This window comes from Streptomyces antioxidans, assembly GCF_000968685.2.
In the GTDB taxonomy this organism is placed as follows: domain Bacteria; phylum Actinomycetota; class Actinomycetes; order Streptomycetales; family Streptomycetaceae; genus Streptomyces; species Streptomyces antioxidans.
In genome coordinates, this window is record NZ_LAKD02000038.1 from 25,691 (window position 1) to 51,396 (window position 25,706).

Consider the following 25,706-nt stretch of genomic DNA (forward strand, 5'->3'; position numbering starts at 1 on the left):
AGGAGTCCCCATGAACCCGAACCCCCAGGCCGCCGCCGCGGCAGCGGACGCCCCACCGCGGTCGCACCCCAGAGCCTTCGAACCGGTCACCCTCGTCCTGACCATCGTGCTGTCGGTCCTCGGCGCCCTGATCGGCATCGTGCTGATCACCACGCTCGGGGTGTCGCCCAATACGGCCGTGATCGGCGCCCTGGTGGCGATGCTCATCGGCCGCGTCCCGGTGGGCGTGCTGACCCGGATGCGCTCGAAGCACCGCCAGAACCTGGTGCAGTCGGCGATCTCCGGCTCCACCTTCGCCGCGGCCAACTCCCTGCTCACCCCGATCGCGGTGCCCTTCGCGCTGGGCCGTAACGACCTGGTGTGGCCCATGCTCGGCGGGGCCGTCATCGGGCTCGCGGTCGACAGCTGGGTGCTGTACCGGGTGTTCGACTCCACGCTGCTGCCCGCCACCGGATCCTGGCCCGCCGGTATCGCGGCGGCCGAGACGATCAAGGCAGGGGACACCGGCGGGCGCAAGGCCGCGATCCTGGGAGTGGGGGCCGTGGTGGGCTTCGTCGGCGCGCTGTTCAAGCTGCCGACCGGGGCCGCTGGTGTGGGCTTCCTGGGCAACATCTGGGCGCTCGCCATGTTCGGCGTCGGGCTGACCGTGGGGCAGTACGCCCCCGACTTCGGCTACGACCTGGGCGGGAACCATGTACCGCACGGGCTGATGATCGGCGCCGGGCTGGTCGCCCTGACCCAGGCGCTGCTGCTGATGCGGACGCGGAAGGGCGCTGGGGCTGAACCGGGGGAGAGGGCTGACGTTGTCCCGGGCGCCGATGGCGGCCCGGACGCCGATGGCGGTCGTACGGTCCATGCCCCCCAGCTGCGGCGGGGACTGCTGGAGGGCATGGGCCTCTTCCTCTGCGGCGCGGTCGTGGTCGCGGTCGCGGGCGGCGTGGTCGGCGGGCTCTCCCTGCCCGCCCTGGTCGGCTGGGTGCTGCTGGCCGGTGTCGCCGCGATCGTCCACCAGCTGATCGTGGGGCTGGCGGCGATGCACTCCGGCTGGTTCCCTGCGTTCGCCGTGACCCTGATCTTCCTGATCATCGGCCTGGTGCTGCACATCCCGACCGTCCCGCTCGCCCTGCTGGTCGGCTACACGGCCTCCACCGGCCCCGCCTTCGCCGACCTCGGCTACGACTTCAAGGCGGGCTGGCTGCTGCGCCGGGACGCCGCGCCCTGGCGGCCCTTCGAGCTGGAGGGGCGGCGCCAGCAGTACCTCGCCCAGCTCGTCGGCTTCGGTGTCGCGCTGGTGGTCGTCGCCGTCGCCTGGAAGGCCTTCTTCTCCGACGGGAAGGTGCCGCCGGTCGCCGAGGTGTACGTCACGACCATCAAGACCGGCCTCGAGCCCGGGACGATGACGACCATGCTGCTGTGGGCGATCCCCGGCGCGCTGGTCCAGCTCATCGGCGGACCCTCACGGCAGATGGGCGTCCTGCTGGCCACGGGGCTCCTGGTGGCCACGCCCCAGGCCGGGTGGATGGTGCTCGGCGCCCTGGCGGTCCGTCAGCTCTACACCGTGTGGCGGCGGCGCGGGATCGCCGACCCGAGGGCGCGCGAGGAGTCCGACGAGCAGGCCGAGAACGATCTGTCGCTGGTCGGCGCGGGACTCGTCGCCGGAAGCTCCCTCAACGACGTCGGTCAGCTCACGAAGGCGCTGTGAACGGGCGCGAGCAGCCCGTGACGGGCCCTGCCAGCAGCCCTGCGAGGAAGGACACGCACGCTGTGGACACGATGGAGGCCGTGGGCACGACGGCGGCTGTGGACGCCACGGATGTCGTGGACCGCGACCGCCCGGCGGGTGGCCCGGCCCTCGGCCTCGTCACCATCGGCCAGGCCCCGCGGGCTGACCTCCGGCCGGACGCCGAACCGCTGCTGCCCGGGGTGCGTCTGGTCGAGCACGGCGCGCTCGACGCCGACCGGTTCGACGGCGCGGCCGAGGCCGCGACCCGTCGGCTCCTCGCCCCCGAGGACGGCGAGGCCCCGCTGGTCTCCCGGCTGCGCGACGGCCGTTCGGTGCTGCTCGGGCACGGTGCGCTCGTCCCGCGCATCGCGGACGCGGTCGCCCGCGCGGAGCGGGACGGCGCCGCCGCGACACTGCTGCTGTGCACCGGCCGCTTCCCGGCGGTACGGGCCGGGCGGCCGCTGCTGTTCGCCGAACCGCTGGTGCAGCAGGCCGTGGCGGCGGCCGTGGGCACCGACCCCGTGGGCATCGTCTGCCCGCACCCGGACCAGGCGGAGGACGTCTCCCGGCGCTGGGCGGAGCTGCTGCCCGGCCGGGTCGAGGCCGCGGTCGCCGATCCGTACGGACCCGCCGGGCGCGTCCTGGACGACGTGGCCGCCGCCGCGCGCGGCCTCGCCGAGCGCGGCAGCTCCTGGCTCGTCCTGGACTGCATCGGCTACACCGAGCGGATGCGCACCGCCGCCCTGCGGGCCGCGGACCGCCCCGTATTGCTGGCTCGCGCCATTGCCGTCCGGATGGCGGCCGAGGTGGTGGCGGCCTCGGCCTCGGCGTAACGGGCGCAGGGCGCCCGCCGGTTCTCCCCCGCACGGCGCCCGCCGGTTCTCCCCCCGCGGGGCGCTCGGCGCAACGCGCGCTCGGCGCCGGGCGACCGGCACCGGATTGCCGGGCCGCACCCGGCGCCCGCCTCCCACCAAGCCCGGCACCCGCCTCCCACCAAGCCCGGCGCCCGCCTCACACCAGGCTGTCCCGCCACGCCTGGTGCAGCGCCGCGAACCGGCCCTCGCCCGCGATCAGCCGGTCCGGCGGACCGTCCTCCACGATCCGGCCGTCGGCCATGACCAGCACCCGGTCGGCCGTCTCGACGGTCGACAGCCGGTGGGCGATGACGACCGCCGTACGGCCGCGCAGCACCGTGTCCATCGCGCGCTGCACCGCCCGCTCGCCCGGGATGTCCAGGGAGGAGGTGGCCTCGTCGAGGATGAGGACCGACGGATCGGCGAGCAACGCGCGGGCGAACGCGACCAGTTGGCGCTGACCGGCGGAGATCCGGCCGCCGCGCTTGCGCACATCCGTGTCGTAGCCGTCGGGCAGCGCGGCGATGAAGTCATGCGCGCCGATCGCCTTGGCCGCCTGCTCGATCTCGGCGCGGGTGGCGTCCGGGCGGCCGATGGTGATGTTGTCGGCGATCGTGCCCGAGAACAGGAACGCCTCCTGCGTCACCATGACCACCCCGCGCCGCAGTTCGGGCAGGGCCAGATCGCGCAGATCCACCCCGTCGAGCAGCACCCGGCCGTCGCTGGGGTCGTAGAACCGGGCCAGCAGCTTGGCGAGGGTGGACTTGCCCGCGCCGGTGGCCCCGACCACCGCGACCGTCTGCCCGGCGGGCAGCGTGAGGTCGAAGCGGGGCAGCACCTCGCCGCCGGTGCGATAGGCGAACCGCACCCCGTCGAAGACCACCTCCCGGCCGGGGGCGTTCGCCGGGCGCGGCGGCAGCGGTGCGGGCGCCACGGGCTCGGGCACGGAGGGGCGCTGGGCCAGCAGGCCCGCGATCTTCTCCAGCGAGGCGGCGGCCGACTGGTAGGAGTTGAGGAACATCCCCAGCCGGTCGATCGGGTCGTACAGCCTGCGCAGATACAGCGCGCCCGCGGCGAGCACCCCGAGCGCGAGCGAACCGGAGGCCACCCGGTAGGCGCCCCAGAGCACCAGGGCGGCCACCGCCGCGTTGGCGACCAGCCGGGAGCCGACCACATAGCGGGCCATCTCCAGGATCGCGTCCCCGTTGGCGCGCTCATGGCGGTGGTTCTGCTCGCCGAACCGCGCGTCGTTGGCGCGCTCGCGGCGGAACGCCTGCACCGGGCGGATGCCGTTCATGGTCTCGGTGAATGACACGATCACCGCCGCGATCGCCGTCGACCGTTTGCGGTACACCCGCATGGAGCGGCGCTGGAAGGAGCGGATCAGCAGATACAGCGGCCAGAAGGAGAGCACGGCCGCCCCGCCGAGCCCCCAGTCCAGATACAGCAGCGTGAGGGAGATGTACACCACCGACAGCGCGACCCCGAGCAGTTCCTCCAGCCCGTCGGTGAGCAGCTCGCGCAGCGACTCGACGTCCGTCGTGGCGCGGGAGATCAGCCGCCCGGAGGTGTACCGCTCATGGAAGTCCACGCTCAGCGCCTGGGCATGACGGAAGATCCGGCCGCGCAGATCCAGCAGCACGTCCTGGCTGATCCGGGCGGAGGCGCGGATGAACGCGTACTGCAGCGCCCCGGAGGCCAGCGCGCAGCCCAGATAGCCCGCGCCGACGGCGATCAGCGGGCCGTGGCGGCCGTCCCGGAGGGCGGGCACGGCCCGGTCGATGGCGTACGCCACGAGCAGCGGACCGGCCTGGACGGCGGCCTGCTGGAGCAGCAGCAGAACGGCCGCCAGCCACACCCGCCGCCGGCGCGGAGAGAGCAGCGAGCGCAGCAGTGCGAGCGACGCGCCCTTGGGCACCGGCAGGACATCGCGGTCGAACGGGTCGTCGGACGCCGCCGCCCGGCCCCCGTCTCCGTCCCCGTCGTGCCAGTCGTCCCAGCCGTCGGCGCTCTCCCGCTCCTCCTCGACCGTGGTCATGGGCTGCTCTCCCCCTCCTCGGCTTCCTGCCCGGACATCAGCGAGCGGTACTCCGCGCTCTCCCGCAGCAGCCGCTGATGGGTGCCGACGGCGGCGATCCTGCCCCCCGACAGCAGCGCGACCCGGTCGGCGAGCAGCACGGTGGACGGCCGGTGGGCGACGACCAGCGCGGTCGTGGACGCGAGCACCCGCCGCAGCGCCGCCTCCACCAGCGCTTCGGTGTGTACGTCGAGGGCGGAGAGGGGATCGTCGAGCACCAGGAACCGGGGGCCGCCCACGACGGCCCGCGCCAGCGCGAGCCGCTGCCGCTGACCGCCGGACAGGCTCAGCCCCTGCTCACCGACCTCGGTGTCGGTGCCCTCGGGCAGGGCGTGCACGAAGTCGGCCTGCGCCACCTTCAGGGCCCGCAACAGCTCCTCCGTCCCCGCGTCGGCGGCGCCCATGAGGACGTTCTCCCCCGCGGTGGCGGAGAACAGCGTGGGCTCCTCGAACGCGACGGCCACCAGGGCGCGCAGCTCCTCCCGGGTGAGGGCGGTGATGTCCCGGCCGTCGAGGGTGATCCGGCCGCGCGTGACCTCGTGGAGCCGGGGGACGAGAGCGGTAAGGGTGGTCTTCCCGGAACCGGTCGCCCCGACCAGCGCCATGGTCTCGCCGGGCCGGATGTGGAGATCGATCCCGTTCAGCACGGGCGGCTCCTCGGGTGGCGCGTCCGCGTAGGCGAACTCCACGCCCTCGAACCGCATCCCGCCCTGGCCCTCGTGCTCCTGGCCCGGGTTCCGCGAAGGCTCGGCCCGAAGCCGGTCGGCGGCCGTGGCCGGTTCCGCGTCCATGACGTCGAAATAGCGGTCGGTGGCCGTGGCCGCGTCCTGGCTCATGGCGAGCAGGAAGCCCAGGGACTCCACCGGCCAGCGCAGCGTCAGGGCGGTGGAGATGAAGGCGACCAGCGTGCCCGCCGACAGGTCCCCGTCGGCCACCCGCACCGTGCCCAGCACCAGCGCCGCGCCGATCGCCAGCTCCGGCAGGGTCATGATCAGCGCCCAGAGCGTGGCCAGCAGCCGCGCCTTGTGCAGCTCGGTGGAGCGGACCTGCTCGGACAGCGCGCGGAAGGCGCGGGCCTGGCTGCGGTGGCGGCCGAAGCCCTTGACGATCCGGACGCCCAGCACGCCCTCCTCCACGACCGTGGTCAGATCGCCGGTCTGGTCCTGCACGGTGCGCGCCACCGTCGCGTACTGCCTCTCGAACAGCGAGCAGAGGATCACTAGCGGCACCGCCGGGACCACCAGGACCAGGCCCAGCGTCCACTCCTGGGACAGCAGGATGGCGAACCCGGCCAGGACGGTGACCCCGTTGACCACCAGGAAGGTGAGCGGGAAGGCCAGGAACATCCGCAGCAGCATCAGATCGGTCGTGGCCCGCGACAGCAGCTGCCCGGAGGCCCAGCGGTCGTGGAAGGAGACCGGCAGCCGCTGCAGATGGCGGTAGAGATCGGCGCGCATCGAGGCCTCGACGGACGCCAGCGGCCGCCCCACCAGCCAGCGCCGCAGCCCGAACAGCAGGGCCTCGGCCGTGCCGAGGGCGAGCAGCAGCGCACCGCCCAGCCAGACCCCGCCCGGGTTCCGGTGGGCCACCGGCCCGTCCACCATCCACTTGAGGACCAGCGGGATGACCAGCCCCAGACAGGAGGCGACGACCGCCACCCCGGCCGCGCCGAACAGCCGCGCCCGCACCGGGCGCACATAGGGCCACAGCCGCAGGAGCGAACGCGTGGCGGAGCGGTGCCGCGGGGCGGCACCGCCCTCCTGGGCGCGGGGTTCAGTCGTCACAGCCATCAGTGGCGAGACTACGGTCCGCCACTGACACCGCTCACTCGGTTTTTTGGCGTAGGTCCACGGAAGTGAGGGCGCGCAGCAGCAGGACCGAGCGTTCCGGAAGCTCGATGGGCGCGCCCGCCGCGAGGAGCGTGCCCGGGGGAGCGTCCTGCTCCTCGCGGGCGGTGTCCAGCAGCAGCTCGTACCCCCGGGCCCAGGGCCGCCCGGGCAGGGTGAAGGAGACCGGCCGCGGGCCCGAGTGCAGCAGCGCGAGGAAGCTGTCGTCGGTGACCGGGGCGCCGTGCGGATCGCGCTGGGGCAGCTGGTGGCCCGACAGATAGGCCCCGAGGGCGGTCGTCGGCGCGTACCAGTCGGATTCGGTCATCTCGGTGCCCCGCGGGGTGAACCACGCCAGGTCGCGCAGCCCCTCCGGGGGCCGGGCCAGACCGGAGAAGAAGGCCGGGCGGCGCAGCACCGGATGGGCCCGGCGCAGCCGTATCAGCCGGGCGGTGAGCTCCGTAAGGGCGCGCCAGCCGGGATCCTCCAGCAGCGACCAGTCCAGCCAGCCGGTCTCGTTGTCCTGGCAGTACGCGTTGTTGTTGCCGCCCTGGGTGCGGCCCAGCTCATCGCCCGCGACCAGCATCGGCACCCCGGTGGACAGCAGCAGGGTGGCCAGCAGACTGCGCAGCTGGCGGCGGCGCAGCGCGCGGACACCGGGGTCGTCGGTCTCGCCCTCGGCGCCGCAGTTCCAGGCGCGGTTGTCGGGGGTTCCGTCGCGATTGCCCTCCCCGTTGGCCTCGTTGTGCTTGCGCTCGTACGAGACCAGGTCGCGCAGGGTGAAACCGTCGTGCGCGGTGATGAAGTTGACCGAGGCGTACGGGCGGCGGCCACCGCGCTCGTAGAGATCGCTGGAGCCGGAGAGCCGGTAGCCGAGATCGCGGGCGTCGGGCAGCGCCCCGCGCCAGAAGTCCCGCACCGCGTCGCGGTAGCGGTCGTTCCACTCCGCCCACAGCGGAGGGAAGGCGCCCACCTGATAGCCGCCGGAGCCCACGTCCCACGGCTCCGCGATCAGCTTGACCCGGCGCAGCACCGGGTCCTGCGCGATCACGGCCAGGAAGGGCGAGAGCATGTCCACGCCGTGCGCGGCGCGGGCGAGCGCGCTGGCCAGGTCGAAGCGGAAGCCGTCCACGCCCATCTCGGTGACCCAGTAGCGCAGCGAGTCGGTGATCAGGCGGAGCACCTGGGGCTGGAGGACGTTGAGGGTGTTGCCGCAGCCGGTGAAGTCCGCGTAGCGGCGCGGGTCCTGCTGGAGCCGGTAGTAGCCGCGGTTGTCCACACCGCGCAGCGAGAGGGTGGGGCCCAGCTCGTTGGCCTCGGCGGTGTGGTTGTAGACCACGTCGAGGATCACCTCGATCCCGGCGGCGTGCAGGGCCCGCACCATCCGCCGGAACTCCCCGACCTGCTGGCCCCGGGTGCCGCCGGCCGCGTAACCGGCGTGCGGCGCGAAGTAGCCGATGGAGTTGTAGCCCCAGTAGTTTCGCAGGCTCCGGCGCAGCAGATGGTCCTCGTGGGCGAACTGATGCACCGGCAGCAGCTCCACCGCGGTGACCCCGAGCCGGGTCAGATGGCCGATCGCCGCCGGATGCGCCAGCCCCGCGTAGGTGCCGCGCAGCTCCGGGGGCACCTCGGGGTGGCGCATGGTGAAGCCGCGCACATGGAGCTCGTAGATCACCGACTCGGCCCAGGGCGTCTTGGGCCGCCGGTCCGCGGTCCACTCGTCGGGCGCGCCGTCCGCCGCGTCATCGCCGATGACCACGCCCTTGGGGACGTACGGGGCGGAGTCGCGATCGTCCCGTACGGTGTCCGCCACATGCTGCTGCGGCCAGTCCCGCACATGTCCGTAGACCTCCGCGGGCAGTGCGAAGTCCCCGTCCACGGCGCGGGCGTACGGATCCAGCAGCAGCTTCGCCGGATTCCAGCGGGCGCCGGTCCAGGGGTCCCAGCGGCCGTGGACGCGGTAGCCGTAACGGCGGCCGGGCAGCACACCGGGGACGAAGCCGTGCCAGACCTCATGGGTGAGCTCGGTGAGCGGACAGCGCAGCTCATGGCCGTCGTCGTCGAACAGACAGAGGTCGACGGCCTCGGCACCGCCCGCCCACAGCGCGAAGTTGGTCCCCCACGCCCCGTCCGGCCCCCGGCAGGGGCGGGCGCCGAGCGGCTCCGGACTGCCCGGCAGGACGGCGGGGCCCGCCGCGGGGGCGGCGGTCCTGCCGCGGAGCGGCGCGAACGAGGTGGTGCGGTGGACGGCGCGGGTCTGGTGCTGGGCTGTACGCGTCTCCTGCTCGGCTGCGCTGGACACATCGGCCTCCGCGGCTCGCGGCCAACCGCCTCCGCCCCGTGGGGGAGGCGGGCAGCACCTCATGGCGGGCCCGGTGGACCCACGGTGTCCCGTCCCGCACGGCCCCGGCTGCGCCCTCCTCCCTGTTCTGCCCGCAATCCCGCCGACTCGCACGTTTTCCACCGCCGCCACCGGCCGATCCTCGTGGGGCCCCTCCGGCCTGGGACTGAAACGTGACCATCGAGGGGGAAGTCCACTGTCGGCGGCGTGTGATTACCTATCGCCAGGCACGCCTGCGCGTGATCGGGTTCGCCGCGGGGGCGCGGCCCTGGGGGAGGGAGAGCTGTTGTGACGGTGCGGCGGATACCGGAGGCGGTGCGGGGCGGCCGCAAGGGGCTTCTCGCGCTGCTGCTCGGGGCGTTGCTGATGGCGCTGGCCGCGTGCGGCGGCGGTGGTTCCGACGACGACGGCAAGAAGGGCGGGGACGACAAGGGCGACCGGCCCAAGACCTCGCGCGCCGTGGTGACCATCGCACCCAAGGACGGCGCCAAGGGCGTGGACACCAGCGGTGCGCTGAAGGTCAGCTCGGCGAAGGGCACCCTGTCCTCGGTCAAGGTCAAGGACGCGAAGGGCACCGCGGTCGAGGGGAAGATCGCCCAGGGCGGGAAGAGCTGGCGGCCCGACGCCCATCTCCGCTCGGACACCACCTACACCGTGGACGCGGTCGCCAAGGACGCCCACGGTCTGACCACCACCGAGCACGCCACCTTCACCACCCTCCGTCCCAAGAACACCTTCGTGGGCATCTACACCCCGGAGGACGGCTCCACGGTCGGCGTCGGCATGCCGGTCTCGCTCCACTTCACCCGCGGCATCACCCACCCGTCGGACGTGGAGAAGGGGATAGAGGTCAGCGCCTCGCCTTCGGTGCCGATCGAGGGCCACTGGTTCGGCAACGACCGGCTGGACTTCCGGCCCGAGGAGTACTGGAAGCCCGGCACCAAGGTGACGCTCCGCATGGACCTCGACGGGATCGAGGGCAGGCCGGGGGTGTACGGCGAGCAGCGGAAGTCCGTGACGTTCACCATCGGCCGCAGCCAGGTCTCCACCGTCGACGCCAAGTCCAAGAAGATGACGGTCAAGCGGGACGGCAAGACCATCAAGACCATCCCCATCACCTCCGGCGCGCCCGGCCATGAGACCTACAACGGCAAGATGGTGATCAGCGAGAAGCATCCGGTGACCCGGATGGACGGCGCCACGGTCGGCTTCGACGGGGAGTACGACATCAAGGACGTGCCGCACGCGATGCGGCTGTCGACCTCCGGCACCTTCATCCACGGCAACTACTGGGCGGGGCGGCCCACGTTCGGTTCGTCCAATGTCAGCCACGGCTGTGTGGGCCTGTTCGACCAGCGCGGCGGACGGGACTCCTCCACCCCGGCGTCCTGGTTCTTCCGGAAGTCGATCATCGGCGATGTGGTCATCGTGAAGAACTCCCATGACGAGACCGTCCAGCCGGACAACGGGCTCAATGGCTGGAACATGTCCTGGGAGAAGTGGAAGGCATGACCCCGGCCGGTGCCCGGGCGCCCCGGTGCGCTCGGCCCGGCCCTCCGCTCGGGTGTTAGCGGGCGCTAACCTGCGCTCATGACTGTGAACCTCGAGGTTGCCGACGGCGTTGCCACCTTCCGCCTTGACCGCCCCCCGATGAACGCGCTCGACATCGCCACCCAGGACCGGCTGCGGGAGCTCGCGGCCGAGGTGACCCACCGCGACGATGTGCGCGCGGTGGTCATCTGGGGCGGTGAGAAGGTGTTCGCGGCCGGTGCGGACATCAAGGAGATGCGGGAGATGGACCACGCCGCGATGGTGGCCCGCTCCGGTGATCTGCAGGAGTCCTTCACCGCCGTGGCCCGGATCCCCAAGCCCGTGGTCGCCGCCGTCACCGGCTACGCCCTCGGCGGCGGCTGCGAGCTGGCGCTGTGCGCCGACTTCCGGATCGCCGCGGAGAACGCCAAGCTCGGCCAGCCCGAGATCCTGCTCGGTCTGATCCCGGGCGCGGGCGGCACCCAGCGGCTGGCCCGGCTGGTGGGCCCGGCCAAGGCCAAGGACCTCATCTTCACGGGCCGTCAGGTCAGGGCCGACGAGGCGCTCGCCATGGGCCTGGTGGACCGGGTGGTACCGGCCGAGGAGGTCCATGAGCAGGCCCGTGCCTGGGCGGCGAAGCTGGCCAGGGGCCCGGCGATCGCGCTGCGCGCGGCCAAGGAGTCGGTGGACCGGGGGCTGGAGACGGACCTCGACAGCGGTCTCGCCATCGAACGGAGCTGGTTCGCCGGGCTGTTCGCCACCGAGGACCGGGAGATCGGGATGCGCAGCTTTGTCGAGGACGGTCCGGGCAAGGCCACGTTCCGCTGACACCCGGCCGGTTCCGATCGCCCCGGCGGGGACCGCTCTTCCCTCACCCCGGCCGGGGTGAGCGGAGCCGCCCGCGCCCCGGCCGGGGTCACGGGGCCGGGTATGCCCCGTGCGAGCGAATTTTCTTCGCCAACGGTCGGCCCTCTGCTGACCCGTTCCGGTACGCTGGGTGATCACGCGTACGCACGCTGACATCGCTGGTCAGATGGGGTGTTGCGGTTCCCCAACTGCCCTTGGCATATGTCGTATCGGATATATGGAGCCTGGGGCTCCGGTGTTCGGAATCCCATGGTTCCGCCCCGGATGGCCCTTTGGGCGGCCATGATGGGGGGCATGGCGGGCTTGGAGGGAATGGAGCAGCCGCAGCAGCGCACTGGTACGGCTGCGGTGCGCGGGGTGCCGTCGGTCGAGGACGGCCTGGCCCTCAGAGCGCTTGACCTCTTCGGGAACCCCGCGTGCGGGGAGGCGCGGTTGCCCTCCCGCCCCGAGTCCGCGGCGACCGCCCGCAGGATGGCCGAATTCGTGGTGGCGCGGGACTGGGGGCTGGGCCCTCAGCTCACCGAGCACACGGTGCTGCTGGTCTCCGAGCTCGTCGGCAACGCCGTACGGCATACCGGCGCCCGTACCTTCGGGCTGCGGATGCTGCGGCGGCGCGGCTGGATCCGGACCGAGGTCCGCGACCCGTCGCGAGGGCTGCCGTGTCTGATGCCGGTGGCGGAGCTCGACACCAGCGGGCGCGGGCTGATGCTGGTCGACCAGCTCTCCCAGCGCTGGGGGGTCGATCTGCTGCCCTGCGGCAAGACGACCTGGTTCGAGATGCGGGTGCCCGAAAACTGACGGTCCGTACGCCACCGGTATGGACCTCGTACGGACCCTGTACGGGCCTCGTGCGGAGCGCGAAGGGGTGGGCGCGAACGGGCGGGTGCGAAGGGGTGTGAAGGAGGCCGAAAGGGGCTCCCGCGTCGTCGTGCGCCGACGGCGTGGGAGCCCCTTCCGTCCCCGGCCATGGCGCGAAAGGGGTGTTCGCCGTGGCATTCGGGGGAAGCGACCTCGCTCGGGTCAATGGGGGTCGCGGCCCCGACTATCGCAGAGACGGCAGACCAGTTCCAAGCCAATCCAAGGTGAGCTGTAACACTTGCCTTGGTAATGGCGGGTAGGGCGGCAATTTTCCTTTGTTGTCGACCTGATTCTTTGGAAACTCCAGTGGTCCAGACCGTGACACGAAATCTTTCTTTGCCCGGCGGTTCTTGGCATGGCCCTGCCGAGGACTCACCATGGAACCGCGCTACGCGCGTCACACCCCCACGCGTCACCCCCTTTGTCCCCGCTACGACATTCGGGAGACCCCCATGGAAGCGCACGGCCGCACCCCCACCCGGCGCGCTCTGCTCCGCTCGAGCGCCTACCTCGCCACCGCTGCCACCGGACTAGCCGCCACTGGACTCGCGGCCACCGCCGCGACGGCCACCACCGCCCACGCCGACGGCAGACGCCGCCGCGCGGCCGCCTATCCCCCCACCCACTGGATCCCGGCCTCCACCTCCAACTACCGCGTCTCCGACCGCCCGACCGCGTATCCGATCGACTTCATCGTCATCCATGTGACGCAGGAGACCTTCCCGGACGCGATGAAGATCTTCCAGGACCCCGCCAAGCAGGTCTCCGCCCACTACATGGTCGCCTCGGCCGACGGTTACATCGGGCAGTTCGTCCGGGAGAAGGACGTGGCCTGGCACGCGGGCAACAAGGACTACAACAACCGCAGCATCGGCATCGAGCACGAGGGCTGGGTGGACGAACCCGAGTGGTTCACGGACGAGATGTACGCCTCGTCCGCCGCCCTGACCGCGGCCGTCTGCGACCGCTACGGCATCCCCAAGAACCGCGACCACATCATCGGCCATGTGGAGGTCCCCGGCACCGACCACACCGACCCCGGCCCGCTGTGGGACTGGGACCGCTATATGGAGCTGGTCAACGGCGGGGCCCGGGTGACCCGGGCACACCGCGGAGTCTGAGGCCGGGCTCCGCGCCCCGCGCACCGGACGCCGAGCGCGCCATGACACGGCCGAGACGAACCGGCCACCCCCGACCGCTAATCTGTGCGGGTCAAGAAACGCACGGAAGGGGCGGAACAGGTGGCGGACATCGAGGCGGCGCGCAAGGCGTTCGAGCGGTATGACCTCAACGGTGACGGCCAGATCACCGCGGCCGAGTACAAGAGCGTGATGGCGCAGCTGGGGGACCCGTATGTCACGGAGCCCGTCGCCCAGGCCGTCATCAACGCCCACGACTCCAACGGTGATGGGCTGCTCACCTTCGACGAGTTCTGGGCGGCCCAGCACAAGGGCGGCGAGAAGACCGCCTGAACGGGGCCGTACGGACCCGTCGGACGACGGCGCGGCTGGCGGGCGTGTGTCAGCGCCAGCCGCGCCGCTGTGCGCCGGCCCGCCGTCTGCGGTCGTTGCACAGCAGACAACGGCCGTAGCCGGGCGGCAGCGGGTCATCCGGATCCCCGTACAGCGGATCGACGGCCCCGCGCGGATGCTCCGGGCAGCCGGTGGAACCGTGCTCGGCGGTCAGCGAACCCGCCGCGGCGAGCGCCCGGCGCAGGGCGTCGGTGAGCAGCTCGGTCTCCGGCCCGGAGGGTGCGGCGTCCAGCGAGAAGGCGATGTCCGACGCGGTGGTGAGCGCGCTGCGGAGTTCGCGCAGGTCTGCGTAACTCATACCGGGCAGCGTAGGCGCCCCCACTGACAGCGCCCCGAGGGGCCCGGGGCCCGCCCCGGGACCGGGTGCGGGCCGGGACCGGGTCAGTCCCGGCCCTCTCCGTCCTCCGCCGCTTCCACGACGTCCGCCGCCTCCTCATCGGCGGTGGCCGCCGCCCGGCTGGGGTCGGCCCACGCCTGGAGCGCGGACTTACTGGAGAAGTTCGCCACGTCCTTGTCCAGCGGGCTGTCGGTGTACTGGTGGATCCGCCACTTCGCCTTGATGCGCGGCTTGCCCGCCGTCACGTAGTCCGCTATCCACAGACCGTCTCCGGCGTACGACGTCGTGTCGTAGTTGAGCCAGAAGTTCCGGTTGCAGTAGAGCATCACCCGGTGGGTCGGCCGCAGCTTCTTGACCTCGCGGATGAACCGGTCCTTCTCCGCGTTGCTGGCGCGGGTCCCGGAACCGGTGGTCTCCCAGTCCACGGCGAGCAGATCGTGTTTCTGAGACGCGCACTTCTCGACGAAGTAGCTCGCCTGTGCCGCGATGTTGCCCGGCCACAGGAAGTGGTAGAAGCCGACGACGCATCCCGCCTTGCGCGCCCGGGACGCCTGCGAGGTCTGCTTCGGGTTGATGTACGACCGGCCTTCGGTGGCTTTGATGAAGACAAAAGCCAGTCCGTCCGTGTCGAACGTGGACTGGTACGAACTCACGTCGATGCCGTGCAGCATGGCGCCTACCTCGGGTCAAGAACGGGTGTATGCACGGGTGTTATTCCCCTTCTCGCACACGGGACCCTACTGGGACGGCATCCGGATCCGCAGCCGTTCGGTGCCACGCCGGGAGGACCGGGCAGTGCCACGCCGAGAGACACGGGCCGGAAGTACGTCCGGGAGGAGGAGCGGACCCGAGGGTTTGGCCATCCCCCGGGCCCTGTGATGCCGCCCAACTGCGCACGCTCGCCCGGATGGGAACGGGTCAGTCTGATGTCGTCGTGTTCTTCCGTTGAACTACCGCTCCACGAAGCGGGGCGGGCCGGATTCGAACCGGCATCCGACGACCGAGCCCGTGCCCGGTCGGTGAGGCGATCGGCGGCGAATGCTGAGGCTGGAGCGAGAATCTCAGATTGAACGCGTGCCACGGGCGCACGGCCCTCCCGAAGACCGGGGGCAATCCCGGCTGCCTCCGGGGACGGACCGTCCCCTCTCGTGACCAGATGCTCGGAGAGGTGGTCAAACCCCTCACGCAACCGCGTGCATCACGATGAGCTTCAGTATCAGCTTGCGCTCCTCGCGCACCCCGCACCGCCGCTTGACCCGGCGGCCGGGGAGTCCATGACGCTACCCGAACAGGTAGCCGAAGACCACCTCGCCCACGTGCTGATCGGTGACCTCGGCGCCGTTGGCCTCCTCGCGGGCGTACTTGACCGCCTGCTGGAGCTTCTCCACCCGGTCCAGCACCTCATTGACGCGCCGCGCCGGGAGGGCGCCGGAGAACTTCACGGTCGTCCAGTAGCCGACCGGGATGTCCTCGTAGTACACCTCGACCTGCGCCGGGTGCTTCTCCGTGGCCTCCGCCTTCACATGGTTCCTGGGCACCTTCTTGGTGCGGACGGTCCGTACGGCCTCGGTCTTCCAGCAGTCCGTCGACGGGTCCAGCGCCCACGACTCGGCGGCGTCCAGGGTCGGCAGCCTGCGGATGAAGGTGGCGAGATCCGTCAACTGCTTCTCCAGGAACAGCAGATACGAGACCGGCACATCACGCAGCAGCGTGCGCCCCTCGACCTCGATGTCCGCACGGGCCTCGCGGTTCGTCCAGTCCTTGGTGGCGGTCACATCGAACAGCCGGGTCAGCGTGGCCGCGGTCTCCCGAAGGACGTCCTCCGCCTTCACCTGCACCCGCGTCGACTCGGGCGGCAACTGCTCGCCCTCCTCGTCCTTCGGCTGATACGTCCGGGATATCCCCGCCAGCAACACCGGCTTGTCCAGCCGCCGCTGGGACGCGGTCAGGTCGGCTTGCGTCTTGGACTTGACGCCCTTCTCCACTGCGATGATCTGATTGAGTTTCGCCACGCGGAGGACGCTAGCAGGGCGGAACGCCTCCTCTCGAACGATATTCGAGCCCCCGCGCCGTCCGGGACCGGTCCCGCGGCTGACGCGCGAAATGATCTCCGATTGGTCAGGACAGGTCCGGGGTGGGGGTGGCTAAGCGCCATGTGACGCCGAGAGCCCGGAAGGTCTCACATCGGTCCGTACACCGTGGCAGCAGACCTGCGCCCCTTTCGACGCAACGCCGGGCCGCATCGACCGCAATGCCTCAAACATGTTGTCGCCGTGGCTGTCGCTTCAACGCCATGTGGTGACTCCAGCCGCAAGTGCCATGGACCGTCTCCCCCTCCCCCGACTGCCATCTTCCACCGCAGCTCCCGCCCTTCGCGTCGCACAGAGAGTGAAATTCCTTCATCCACGCCTGAGCCCTTCCCACCAGCGCCTCCTGGCTGCACGGCGGCTTGCGCCGAGGGAATCTCATTGTCCCGACCATGATCTGGGCAATAGCCTCGCCACCTGAGCCGAACAGTCGGGGGGACTGGGCGTGGCGTTACTCATGGTGGCCGCCAGCGTGTACGGCGTGGTGCAGCTTCTGGCGTTGTCCTCGCCGACCCGGTCGGTGCGTATGTCCACGGTGCTGCTGGCCATCGCGGCCGGTGTGTATGGGGCCGGGGTCGCGGCGGCCCTGCTGGAGCTGGCGTATACGCGAGGGGTCGCCGAGGCGACCGGGGAGTCGCTGACCGAGGTCGTGAAGAGTGCGAGCTATGCGGTCGACCCGGTCATCGAAGAGCTGATGAAGCTGGCGCCGCTGTTGTTCGTGGCGTGGAACGTGAGAATCCGCCGCCAGTGGGGGCTGACCGATTACGTGGTGCTCGGCGCGGCGCTGGGGGCTGGGTTCGGGCTTTTGGAAGCGGTGGCACGGTACGGGCTGGACGCGGATCGGGCCATTCCGCACCCGACCGGTGGCTGGGCCGTTCCCGACAGCCTCCGCGCGCCGTACATCCCGGGTGCCGAGCAGGTCTTCTCCACCTGGTTCCCCGCCCCGCAGTGGGTTTTGGAACTCGGCGACCGCGCACCGGCTGCCGCCACCAGCCCCCACCTGGTGTACACGGCCATGGCGGCACTCGGTGTCGGTGTCCTGCTGCGTGGCCGGGGCTGGGCGCGTGCGCTCGGCGTGCTTCCGCTCGCCGCCACGTCCGGGCTCCACATGTTGACCAACTACGCCGCCGCGCATCCGACGGACCGGGACGCGGCGGAGCGGGTGGACACGTTCGAGGGAATGCTGTGGGCGGTGCCGCTGGTGTGTCTGGCGGTGGCCATGGTCGTCGATCTCCGGCAGTTGTGGCGTGGGAAGACGGTCGTGCCGGGCGTCCTGCTGCAGGCGGAGCGCGCGGGCAGGACCGGTCTGGGCGCGCTGGCTGCGTACGGGGCCTGGTGTGTGCCCTGGTCCACGCTGATCGCGCTGCGCTTCGCGCGCTTGCGGCGGTCCTTGCTCTACGGGGCGGCGGGTGGGGCTCCGCCCTACCCCGGCGCCGAGAGCCTGCACCGTACGGTCGCCTGGTCCGCCGCCCAGGTCGACGCCTCCGATCGCCAACACGCCTGGTGGAGCGTCGACTTACGGGCCGTGGCAAGGGCAGCCGGGACACTGCGGGACCGGCGCCGGAAGTGGTACGTGCTCGTGTCCGTCGCTCTGGCGATCCCGGCGCTGCTCCTCCTGGCGATCGGCTCCTTCCCATCCGCGGCCGACCTCCAGCAGCGCTTCGCCTCGGGCACCGGCCTGCGCGTCCTGGTCGGCTTCGGGATCGCGGGTCTGCTGTGGACGGGCTGGATGCTGGTGCGACTGCTGCGAGCGCAGCGAGCGAGTCTCGCGCTGCCGCATGGCGAGGCGCTCGCCACGATCCGCTTCCGCGTCTGGACCGCGCTGGGCGGTTGCGTCGTGGGTGCGCTGCTGCTGTCGCGACTGGCCGACGGCATGCCCCCCGGCGGTCCCGTGATACGCAACCTTCACCTCCTCGACGCCCTGAACAACTTCCTGGACTACCTCGGCTTCGCCCTCCTCCTGCTGTCCCTCCTGGCCCTCATCTCTCCCGGCGGCGGCCTCGGCCTCGCCCTGGCGGGCGCCCGGGTGGGCACGACCGTCATCACCCGCGAGGCCGCCATCCACGCGGCGGCGTACGGGGCGTTGGGCGTCGTCCTGATGTCGGCCGCTGCTGACGGGAGCGGTGGCGGGGGAGCCGAGGGAGACACTGCGCCAGGCAGATCGCAGGGCGAAGGAGCCATCGATGAGACCGAGAAGGCGTTCAGCCCGAAGGAACGTAGAATAGCTGAGACGTTGCAGTCCGAAGGCAAGGACGTGAAGGCACTTAAAGAATCGCCTGTCGACGGTATCAAGACGCCAGATGCCCTGGTGGACGGAGTGCCAACAGAATTCAAGACGCTTCAGCCGGGTGCCGCCTCGAACGCAGTGAAGAACACACTGAACACGGCGAAAAAACAGTCCCGGGACGCTGTCGTAGACGCGCGTGGGAGTGGGCTCGATGAGAGTGCCGCACGCGAGGGGATGGGTAAGTTCCTGCGTAACAACCCGCCCGGTCGGATGAGTTCCATCAGGATCATAGGCGACGGCTACAATATCAACTGGCCTTAGAGGAAATTCGTGAGCGAATATCACTACGTCTTCATGCGACCTGGTCAACCCAGGGAACAACTTATCTCGGACATCTCGTTTGCCTGCGGTGCGAACCTGAAGCCGGTGGACTCCGAATTTGTCGATTACGCCGCCAACCTTGGCCATGCGGCAGTCGAGGTCGAGTTCTCGCACGAGTACGAGAAGTCGTACGGAATCCCGTTCGAGGAGTACGATTCCCTGCTCTCGATCAGAGACTTCGACTCGGACCTGGTGCGCCAGGAGAGCCTCGCCCGTAGGATTTTCGGAAACCTGGCCTCCTTGGAAAGGTACGCGCTGCTCCTGGTGCTGGACTTGCAAGTCCAACTCGATGCCAAAGGCCCCGCCGACGGTGGCGGCGGACGGCAAGGGGAGAGCGCTGGGGCCTGAGCCGGGCGGTCAGGTTGGGGCTGTCGGTTGAGCATGCGGGCGAACTGCCGAGCCGCTTGGTGTGGGTCTCGAGCCGTTTAGGGCAGTACATGCCGCAGCTTCTCCGGGTTGCGGATGATGCGGATCTCGGTGATGCGCCCGTCCTCGACCTCCGCACAGGCGACCGTGTCCGGGCGGCCCGCGGCCGTGAGCAGCAAGCCCGGCCGGCCGTTGACGTCCACCGCGTGCACCTGGGGGTCGTCCATCGGCTGGGCGATGACGGCGGCGAGGAAACGGGCGACCTTGTCCGCGCCCCGCTGCGGGCGGAGGGCGGCCTTCACCTTGCCACCGCCGTCGCTCCACGCCGTCACATCGGGGGCGAGCAGCTCCATCATGCGGTTCAGGTCGCCGCCAAGACAGGCGGCCAGGAACTCCTCGGTGACCTGCCGACGCACCTCCGCCGGGGCGTCGTAACGCGGTCGGCGGGCCTGGACATGGGCCCTAGCCCGGCTGCCCACCTGCCGTACGGCGGCCTCGCCGCGGTCCAACATTCCGGCGATCTCCCGGAAGGAGAAGCCGAAGACCTCCTTGAGCACGAAGACCGCCCGCTCCAACGGCGACAGGCTCTCCAGGACGACGAGCATGGCGAGGGAGACCGACTCGGCCAGCTCCACCTCCTCGCCGACGTCCGGCCGGGTGACCAGCGGCTCGGGCAGCCAGGGGCCGACGTACCGCTCGCGGGTGGCGGCGGCCGAGGTGAGCCGGTTGAGCGCGAGGTTGGTGACCGTACGGGTCAGATAGCCCGCCGGGTTCTCCACCGGTGTGGACACCTGACTGCAGCGCAGCCAGGCGTCCTGCACCACGTCTTCGGCATCGGCGACGGAGCCGAGCATGCGGTAGGCGATGCCGAACAGCATCCGCCGGTGCGCTTCGAAAGTGGTCGTGTCGATCACGCCCGCGACGGTACCTTGCAAGCGTCCGAGAAGCCCTGGCTGGTCAGGCCGAAGGCGCTGTTGATGCGGGAGCGGTAGTTCTCCAGGGCGACCATGGCGGTGAGCTCGACGAACGCCGCCTCACCGAGCCGCTCGATCAGCGCGGCCGCGAGCTCGTCGGTCACGCGGGGCTCGGTCTCGGTCATCGCCTCGGCGTAGTCCAGGACGAGCAGCTCCAGCTCGGTGAAGGCGTCCTCGTGGTCGCGCCACCGCGGCGCCTTGGAGATCTTGTCCATCGGGAGCCCGAGGTTGTCGGCCTCCCAGTGGCCGAAGTCCATGCACCACGAGCAGTTGATCGTGGCCGCCGCGGCCATGACCGCGAGGTGCTTGAGGCCGGGGTCAAGGCGGTTCCACTTTACGGCACCGCGCTCCTGCCGTACGTAGGTCAGCAGCACCCGCGGATTGTGGCCGACGGCCAGACCGGGGTCGAGCACCTTGCCGTAGGTGCGCCGGGAGTAACAGGCGGCGAGGCGGTTGAGCAGGGTTCCGGGCGGGGTGAGCGGGATACGGGCCATGGCGGGCTCCCCATCGTGTCGTACCTGTGGTGGCAATGGCTTCTACAGGTACGACAGGGCAACCCATCGGAGTGTGACATCCGCCGGACGCTTGTCCGAAGCGGCCGGACCCGGTCGGAGCCGGGCCCCGGCCCCCTCGGCACGCGATGACGTTAGTCGCCTTGACCAAGGCCATGGAGTGGGATGGACCGACTGCGCGCTCTGGTCATCGCTCGGCCACGTCACCGATCCACACCCTGCGCCCCATCTCATCCAGTTCCGCCTTCCACCGGACTGCAGTGGGTGGCCCCGAGGTCATGGCCGCACAGCTCACCCACCTTCTGAAGGGGGCGGAGTCTCCGCATATCACTCTTCAAGTACTACCGTTCGCGGCGGAGCGTCCCCGTCCGGGACAGCGCCCGGCAGGTCCCGCCCTCGTCTTCCCGGTGGAGGCGTGGACTTCGTTCACGAGCGCCGTACGCGGCGGACAGTTTTCGGCCGCCTGAGGCGCAGCGCCGCGCGGCTGCCTAGAAGTTATCTGCGAACGGATCCTGCGTTCCTCCCCAATGGAAGACATCTGAGCCCGTTTCGGATGAATACTCTACTCGCGCTCCCGTTTCGGGAAGGTTGAATTCTTCTCGCAGTCAGCCGTCGATGGCGAGGGCGGCGACTTCCGCGCGGTAGTCGCTGAGTGGGAACGTGAGTTGATGGACTGCGATCTCCATGCCCCCGGGAAAGCGTGCGGAGAGTTTATCCGAGTGAAGTGATATGCCGAAGCAAAGCCACGCCAGATCTTTCCAATTGATGCCCCGGGGAGGAGATAGGTAGATCCTTCTGCGGATTTGGATGTGCTCTTGATCTGGTCTGCCGTTCGTGACGCTCTCGGCGGACAGGTGCGGGAAACCAGTTGCCGACGATCTGACCGGGGCCGGGAACGTACGGCTGGTCGATCAGCCCCTTCGCGATCCGCCAGCCCGCACTGCATCCGCCCGCGCAGGGCCCACCCCGCACCCAGGAGCGGCGTGACCTTGATCAGCTCCTCCACCACCGGAGCCGTCGGCCACGACACCACGTCCATGACGCCCGACAGCGAGGTCCCCCTCGCGGTGGCCAACTGCCGTGCCACCACCAGCTCAAGGCCCATCGAGAGCACCCCGCAGCCGTACGCGCCCACCCCGAAGGCGGGCAGCACCATCGGCCACCGCACCGTCCGCACCGGCGAGGACAGCGATAACAGCTGCAGCACGGCCCATGCCCGACGCCGCAGCCATCCAGAACGCCACGCCCCGCGACCCCCTCGACGAACGGCCGTCACCTACAAGGGAGCTGTGGCGGCCCTGGCGGATCGCCAGGGCCGCCACAGCAATGGGAGGGTATGAACATGGTGGATGACCCAGCCGATGTGCCGACCCGTGATGAGGTCGTCCGGCATTGGCGCGGACTCATCGACGGCCGGGAGTCGCGGGCGGAAGCCCATCGATGGGCCGCGCGGTGGGTGGAGGCGGAAGAGGGCGGCGACGTCGCGGACCCGATGGTCGGCAAGGCGCTGCTCCGCTTGCACGGGTTCGACATGACGCGCGACCCGGCACATGCGTCCCTTGTGCGCCATGGCGGGCAGGGGGAATTCATCCACTCCGGTGAGTGGATCGCCGAGTCCTTCCGGCAATGGTGTGCCGAGTGCGGCGAATACGACGCTGATCCGGGGCCGCCGGGGCCGGATCGTTTTCCGGGGCGGGCGCCACGGGGATAAGGTCCGGCCAGGGACCGGACCGGGACCAGGGGAGGGGCCGGTGTGATCGAGATCGTGACGGTGGGCGCGCTCACCGCGTTTCTCACGGCGGTGGGGAACGGCGCGGCCGGAGAAGTCGGCAAGCAGGTGCTCCTGTCGACGGGGGCGTTGGTGAGACGGACCCTCGGCCGGGAGACGCCGCTGCCGGTCACCCCGGAGGGGTGGGAGGCGCTGGCGCGCCAGATGCATCCGCACCTGGGTGAGGATGGCCGACGGTCCGGCGAGTGGGCGCTGCTGCTGCGGAGCCTGCCGGACGCGGCGACGGGGCTGCGCCCCGCGTCCGGACTGCCGCCCGCCACGCGGGACTTCACCGATCGTGAGGCCGTACTCAAGCGGCTGAAGCGGGAGGCGACCCGTGGAGCCGACGGGCGGCCGCGGGTCGCGCTGCTGCACGGTCCGCCCGGGATCGGCACCAGCGCGGTGGCCCTGCACTGGGGCGCCGCCCAGTTCGCGCGCTATCCCGACGGGCAGTTCTATGTCGACCTCCGCGACGCCGCCGGAGACGGTGGACCGGAACCGGCCGCCGTCCTGCTGCGGCTGCTGCGGCACATGGGCGTCGAGCCCGAGCGGATCCCGCCCACCGAGACGGGGCGGGAACAGCTCTACCGGCGGCTGACGGCGGGCCGCAGGGCGCTGGTGGTGATCGACCACGCGTCCTCGGTCGCGCAGGTCCGCACTCTCGTTCCGGCCACACCGGAGGTGTTCTTGCTGGTGGTCGCGTCGGGTCCGCCCTTCGCGCTGGAGGCGGAGCGCATCGCCGTCCCCCCGCTGAGCGAGCGGGACGCGCTGAAGATGTTGAGGAAGGTGGCCGGGCCGGAGCGGGTGGCGCGGGCCAAGCCGCGGCTGCCCGTCCTGCTGGACAGCTGCGCGGGCAACGCCTTCGCCCTGAAAGCGGCGGCGATGCGCCTGCTGACCGATGAACCGCCGTCCCCTGAACCGTCCGACGAGCCCGCGGGGCACCATCCGGTGCACACCATGACGCGGGACGCGTGCCGCCGTCTCGGGCCCGAGACGGCGCGGCTGTGCCGGTTGACCGCGCTGGGCGGCTGGCCCGCGATCGACGCCCGGCTGGCCTCGGACGCCGCCGACGTCGCCCAGGAGGAGGCCGCCCGGATGCTCGCCGCGGCGGCGGACGCGCAGCTGGTGGAGCCGGCGGGGGACGGACGCTACCGCTTCCGGCCCGAGGTGCGCCGCCAGCTCGCCGACGCCGCCGGGCCCGAGCACGGGATCCCGGAGTGCTTCGCGGCGGTGTCACGGGTGCTCGACGGGCTGCTGAACCGGGCGCTGCACGCCGCCCGCGCCGCCCTGCCGCAGAGCTGGCGGACCGAGCCCGCACCCGAGCGGGGGACTCCGTACCGCGGCGCGGCCGAGGGGGTGGCGGCCCTGCTGGCCGAGGCCGGGAACCTGGTGCGGGCGGTCTCGGTGGCGGACGAGTACCAGCACATCGACACGGCGCTGCGACTGGCCCGTGCGCTGTGGCCGCTTCAGCTGAAGGCCGGGCACTGGGACGAGGTGCTGCCCGCCCTCCGGATCGCGGCCCGGTGCGCCGACGAGCACCAGCCGCGTTCCCGCATGGCGGGCGCGCTCCACTTCCAACTGGGTCACTGCCTGGGCGAGACGGGGCGGTGGGAAGAGGCGGAGCACGCGATGCGTGCCGCCGTCGCCTGCGAGCGCGCCGCGGGCCACCTCCGGGGCGAGGCGTCGTCCGTGGAGTTCCTGGGCCTGCTGTGCCTGAACCAGTGGCGGTACGAAGCGGCGTACGAGCGGTTCGTCGAGGCCGAGGGCGTCTACCGGCGGATCGCGCCCGGCCAGGAGGGCGCGGGGGACCTTCCGCGCGCCCTCGCCCTGATCGGGCGTCACCAGGGGCGTGCCCTGCGCGGCCTGGGGCAGCTGGCGGAGTCCCGCCGTCACCTGGAGACCGCGCGGGACTTCTTCGCGGAGCAGGGAGAGGCGTACAACCGGGCCCGTGCCCTCACCGACCTCGCCGAGACGCTGCACGACGCCGGTGAGGACGCCGCGGCCCTGACGGCGATCGCCGAGGCTGAGCGGCTGCTCAGGCCGGAGAAGGCGACTCCGCACCTGGGCTATCTGGCCCGTCTGCGGCTGCGCTGCGAGGCGGCCGGGCGGGCGGAGTAGCGGGAGTCACCGTCACCGGGTGCGCGCGGCCCGCCGTGTGCACCCGGAGCGTCGTCCCGCCCGGCGCCACCGCACCGCCGCCCGTCAGCCACGCGTACAGCGCGGAGGCGCAGGCCGCAGGATCGGCGTCCGCTCCGGGGCCCGCCGACAGCCGCAGCACGCCCTGCTCCCGGCCGCGCACGACACAGCCGTGCGGACCGGTCGCGTACACGGCGAGCGCACAGTGCGGATACCGGTGCAGCACCTCGGCGGTCCACTCCTCGGGGCCGCCCAGACGGGGGTCGTCCGGCCGCCCCTCGCGGAAGATCACATCGGCCAGTGCCAGGGCGCCGGGGTCCCGGGTGTCCTCGTGTACGGCGAGGTGGGTCTCGCCGACCGCGTCGTACGGCTGCCCCGTGGAGCGCTCGATCCTGACGTCCGCTCCCCGGACGCGGGTGCGCACGTTCAGCGGGGCCGTACGCGGCGGGGGGTCGTACGGCGGCAGCGGCAGCGGCTCCAACAGGGCTGGGGCCGTGGGTTCCGGCAGATCCATGAGCGCGTAGAAGAGCCTCCGCAGCAGTGCCGCCGACGCGCCCGGGTCCGAGCTGATGTACTCAGCGGGACGGGCGGTGGCCGACGGGCGGTGCCGGGCGAGCAGGTCCTCCAACTGGTCCCGCAGCGGTCCGTACGGATCGAGCCGGGGGGCCTCCTGGACGAACGTCGCGAGCGGCGCCTCCGGGTCCAGCCTGTCCCGCGTGGCGGATGCGAGCAGTACGGGGATGTCCAGCGCCGCGGCGTAGTAGGACACCGCCCCGAAGTCCCCCAGGACGACATCCGCCGCCAGAAGGGCCTGCCGCCACGCGTGTACGGGGTCGATCAGGGTTAGTCCGGCGCGGCGCGCCCGGTCCAGCCAGGCGCGTATCTGCCCCGGTCCGTGTCCATACCAGATGTTCGGGTGCAGCACGGCCGCCAGCCGGTAGTCGTCAGTGGGCAGCTCGGCGGCGAGCCGGGGCAGCAGGCTCGGCAGGACGTCCTGGCCGCCGCCGCTTCCGAAGAAACCCTCGGGATTCCAGGTGGAGTTCAGTACCACGAGCCGCTGGCCGCGGCGCACGCCCAGGGCGCGGCGGAAGCGCTCCCGGTGGGAGCGCCCGGCCAGCATGCGGTCGAAGCAGGGGTCTCCGGCGAGTACGGACGCCTGCTCGGCCTCCGGGCAGACCTGCCGCAACCGCTCCAGCTGCTCCGGATGTGACAGTACGAGGCCGTCCACGAAGGGCTCGCCGTCCGCAAGCAGCCACTCCGGCGACAGGCCGAACGTCGGCTCGCGGCTCGCGGCTCGCGGCTCGCGGCTC

Annotated in this window: 22 protein-coding genes; 13 read left to right on the plus strand and 9 right to left on the minus strand. The window is 71.3% G+C overall.

Annotated elements, in window-relative coordinates:
* Positions 1–10 precede the first annotated feature (10 nt).
* Together VT50_RS15800 and VT50_RS15805 are read left to right on the plus strand one after the other, a co-directional pair.
* Entirely contained in the window at positions 11–1,702 is a 1,692-nt protein-coding gene (locus VT50_RS15800; RefSeq protein ID WP_046090111.1) for an OPT/YSL family transporter, read from the plus strand.
* 71 nt (positions 1,703–1,773) lie between these two features.
* Positions 1,774–2,556 (plus strand): AroM family protein, encoded by a 783-nt coding sequence (locus VT50_RS15805; RefSeq protein WP_078840988.1) that lies wholly within the window; start codon positions 1,774–1,776, stop codon positions 2,554–2,556.
* 178 nt (positions 2,557–2,734) lie between these two features.
* On the opposite strand, the gene VT50_RS15810 is transcribed toward VT50_RS15805, so the two are convergent.
* Genes VT50_RS15810 through glgX form a run of 3 tightly spaced genes read right to left on the minus strand, consistent with a single transcriptional unit; the run spans position 2,735 to position 8,782 of the window.
* The gene (locus VT50_RS15810; protein WP_046090112.1) at positions 2,735–4,615 is read right to left on the minus strand and encodes an ABC transporter ATP-binding protein; all 1,881 of its coding nucleotides are present in this window, start codon (positions 4,613–4,615) and stop codon (positions 2,735–2,737) included.
* Positions 4,612–6,444 (minus strand): ABC transporter ATP-binding protein, encoded by a 1,833-nt coding sequence (locus VT50_RS15815; RefSeq protein WP_046090113.1) that lies wholly within the window; start codon positions 6,442–6,444, stop codon positions 4,612–4,614. Before VT50_RS15815 ends, VT50_RS15810 begins: the two co-directional genes overlap by 4 nt.
* Before the next feature lie 34 nt (positions 6,445–6,478).
* The gene (gene glgX, locus VT50_RS15820) at positions 6,479–8,782 is read right to left on the minus strand and encodes a glycogen debranching protein GlgX (protein WP_046090114.1); all 2,304 of its coding nucleotides are present in this window, start codon (positions 8,780–8,782) and stop codon (positions 6,479–6,481) included.
* Between the two features lie 327 nt (positions 8,783–9,109).
* Between glgX and VT50_RS15825 the strand changes: the two genes are divergently transcribed.
* The 5 genes from VT50_RS15825 (at position 9,110) to VT50_RS15845 (ending at position 13,548) form a co-directional block, all read left to right on the plus strand.
* Positions 9,110–10,333: a L,D-transpeptidase gene (locus tag VT50_RS15825; protein WP_046090115.1), complete on the plus strand. Its 1,224-nt coding sequence runs from the start codon at positions 9,110–9,112 to the stop codon at positions 10,331–10,333.
* Between the two features lie 78 nt (positions 10,334–10,411).
* Positions 10,412–11,179 (plus strand): enoyl-CoA hydratase/isomerase family protein, encoded by a 768-nt coding sequence (locus tag VT50_RS15830; RefSeq protein WP_046090116.1) that lies wholly within the window; start codon positions 10,412–10,414, stop codon positions 11,177–11,179.
* 333 nt (positions 11,180–11,512) lie between these two features.
* On the plus strand, positions 11,513–12,016 hold the full coding sequence (locus tag VT50_RS15835) for an ATP-binding protein (RefSeq protein ID WP_046090131.1): 504 nt from the start codon (positions 11,513–11,515) through the stop codon (positions 12,014–12,016).
* Between the two features lie 512 nt (positions 12,017–12,528).
* Entirely contained in the window at positions 12,529–13,197 is a 669-nt protein-coding gene (locus tag VT50_RS15840; RefSeq protein WP_046090117.1) for an N-acetylmuramoyl-L-alanine amidase, read from the plus strand.
* Between the two features lie 120 nt (positions 13,198–13,317).
* Positions 13,318–13,548: an EF-hand domain-containing protein gene (locus tag VT50_RS15845; RefSeq protein WP_046090118.1), complete on the plus strand. Its 231-nt coding sequence runs from the start codon at positions 13,318–13,320 to the stop codon at positions 13,546–13,548.
* A gap of 49 nt (positions 13,549–13,597) precedes the next feature.
* On the opposite strand, the gene VT50_RS15850 is transcribed toward VT50_RS15845, so the two are convergent.
* From VT50_RS15850 to VT50_RS15860, 3 genes are all read right to left on the minus strand, one after another.
* The gene (locus VT50_RS15850) at positions 13,598–13,906 is read right to left on the minus strand and encodes a hypothetical protein (protein ID WP_020868286.1); all 309 of its coding nucleotides are present in this window, start codon (positions 13,904–13,906) and stop codon (positions 13,598–13,600) included.
* 83 nt (positions 13,907–13,989) lie between these two features.
* The gene (locus VT50_RS15855; protein ID WP_046090119.1) at positions 13,990–14,616 is read right to left on the minus strand and encodes a glycoside hydrolase family 25 protein; all 627 of its coding nucleotides are present in this window, start codon (positions 14,614–14,616) and stop codon (positions 13,990–13,992) included.
* Positions 14,617–15,225: 609 nt separating this feature from the next.
* Positions 15,226–15,957: a DUF7873 family protein gene (locus VT50_RS15860; protein WP_046090120.1), complete on the minus strand. Its 732-nt coding sequence runs from the start codon at positions 15,955–15,957 to the stop codon at positions 15,226–15,228.
* Positions 15,958–16,489: 532 nt separating this feature from the next.
* Here VT50_RS15860 and VT50_RS15865 point away from each other — a divergent pair.
* Positions 16,490–18,580, plus strand: coding sequence for a CdiA C-terminal domain-containing protein (locus tag VT50_RS15865; protein WP_143645223.1), 2,091 nt, complete (start codon positions 16,490–16,492; stop codon positions 18,578–18,580).
* Between the two features lie 9 nt (positions 18,581–18,589).
* Positions 18,590–18,988 carry a hypothetical protein gene (locus VT50_RS15870; RefSeq protein WP_053048822.1) on the plus strand — a complete coding sequence of 133 codons (399 nt, stop codon included), beginning with the start codon at positions 18,590–18,592 and terminating at the stop codon, positions 18,986–18,988.
* Positions 18,989–19,065: 77 nt separating this feature from the next.
* Here the strand turns inward: VT50_RS15870 and VT50_RS15875 are convergent, their stop codons facing one another.
* Together VT50_RS15875 and VT50_RS15880 are read right to left on the minus strand one after the other, a co-directional pair.
* Complete coding sequence (locus tag VT50_RS15875) at positions 19,066–19,920, minus strand: RNA polymerase sigma-70 factor (protein WP_075200547.1); 855 nt, start codon at positions 19,918–19,920, stop codon at positions 19,066–19,068.
* Positions 19,917–20,474, minus strand: a complete 558-nt coding sequence (locus VT50_RS15880) for a carboxymuconolactone decarboxylase family protein (RefSeq protein ID WP_046090121.1) — start codon at positions 20,472–20,474, stop codon at positions 19,917–19,919. The genes VT50_RS15875 and VT50_RS15880 overlap by 4 nt, the downstream gene beginning before the upstream one ends.
* Before the next feature lie 296 nt (positions 20,475–20,770).
* On the opposite strand from VT50_RS15880, the gene VT50_RS41360 reads away from it, so the two are divergent.
* From VT50_RS41360 to VT50_RS15900, 4 genes are all read left to right on the plus strand, one after another.
* Positions 20,771–20,959 carry a DUF397 domain-containing protein gene (locus VT50_RS41360; protein WP_420822195.1) on the plus strand — a complete coding sequence of 63 codons (189 nt, stop codon included), beginning with the start codon at positions 20,771–20,773 and terminating at the stop codon, positions 20,957–20,959.
* 516 nt (positions 20,960–21,475) lie between these two features.
* Positions 21,476–21,832 (plus strand): hypothetical protein, encoded by a 357-nt coding sequence (locus VT50_RS15890; RefSeq protein ID WP_046090122.1) that lies wholly within the window; start codon positions 21,476–21,478, stop codon positions 21,830–21,832.
* Entirely contained in the window at positions 21,829–22,203 is a 375-nt protein-coding gene (locus tag VT50_RS15895; RefSeq protein WP_143645224.1) for a hypothetical protein, read from the plus strand. Before VT50_RS15890 ends, VT50_RS15895 begins: the two co-directional genes overlap by 4 nt.
* A gap of 42 nt (positions 22,204–22,245) precedes the next feature.
* Positions 22,246–24,378 carry an ATP-binding protein gene (locus VT50_RS15900; RefSeq protein WP_046090124.1) on the plus strand — a complete coding sequence of 711 codons (2,133 nt, stop codon included), beginning with the start codon at positions 22,246–22,248 and terminating at the stop codon, positions 24,376–24,378.
* Here the strand turns inward: VT50_RS15900 and VT50_RS15905 are convergent.
* A partial coding sequence (locus tag VT50_RS15905; RefSeq protein WP_107424816.1) for a hypothetical protein occupies positions 24,296–25,706 on the minus strand: 1,411 nt, incomplete at its 5' end. The two genes, VT50_RS15900 and VT50_RS15905, sit on opposite strands and share 83 nt — an antisense overlap.

What these genes read in the sequence shown, in the direction of transcription:
- VT50_RS15800 (WP_046090111.1), top strand. Translation starts at nt 11, where the DNA reads ATGAACCCGAACCCCCAGGCCGCCGCCGCGGCAGCGGACGCCCCACCG.
- VT50_RS15805 (WP_078840988.1), top strand. Translation starts at nt 1,774, where the DNA reads ATGGAGGCCGTGGGCACGACGGCGGCTGTGGACGCCACGGATGTCGTG.
- VT50_RS15810 (WP_046090112.1), bottom strand. Translation starts at nt 4,615, where the DNA reads ATGACCACGGTCGAGGAGGAGCGGGAGAGCGCCGACGGCTGGGACGAC.
- VT50_RS15815 (WP_046090113.1), bottom strand. Translation starts at nt 6,444, where the DNA reads ATGGCTGTGACGACTGAACCCCGCGCCCAGGAGGGCGGTGCCGCCCCG.
- VT50_RS15830 (WP_046090116.1), top strand. Translation starts at nt 10,412, where the DNA reads ATGACTGTGAACCTCGAGGTTGCCGACGGCGTTGCCACCTTCCGCCTT.
- VT50_RS15835 (WP_046090131.1), top strand. Translation starts at nt 11,513, where the DNA reads ATGGCGGGCTTGGAGGGAATGGAGCAGCCGCAGCAGCGCACTGGTACG.
- VT50_RS15840 (WP_046090117.1), top strand. Translation starts at nt 12,529, where the DNA reads ATGGAAGCGCACGGCCGCACCCCCACCCGGCGCGCTCTGCTCCGCTCG.
- VT50_RS15850 (WP_020868286.1), bottom strand. Translation starts at nt 13,906, where the DNA reads ATGAGTTACGCAGACCTGCGCGAACTCCGCAGCGCGCTCACCACCGCG.
- VT50_RS15855 (WP_046090119.1), bottom strand. Translation starts at nt 14,616, where the DNA reads ATGCTGCACGGCATCGACGTGAGTTCGTACCAGTCCACGTTCGACACG.
- VT50_RS15865 (WP_143645223.1), top strand. Translation starts at nt 16,490, where the DNA reads ATGGTGGCCGCCAGCGTGTACGGCGTGGTGCAGCTTCTGGCGTTGTCC.
- VT50_RS15880 (WP_046090121.1), bottom strand. Translation starts at nt 20,474, where the DNA reads ATGGCCCGTATCCCGCTCACCCCGCCCGGAACCCTGCTCAACCGCCTC.
- VT50_RS41360 (WP_420822195.1), top strand. Translation starts at nt 20,771, where the DNA reads ATGGCCGCACAGCTCACCCACCTTCTGAAGGGGGCGGAGTCTCCGCAT.
- VT50_RS15895 (WP_143645224.1), top strand. Translation starts at nt 21,829, where the DNA reads ATGAACATGGTGGATGACCCAGCCGATGTGCCGACCCGTGATGAGGTC.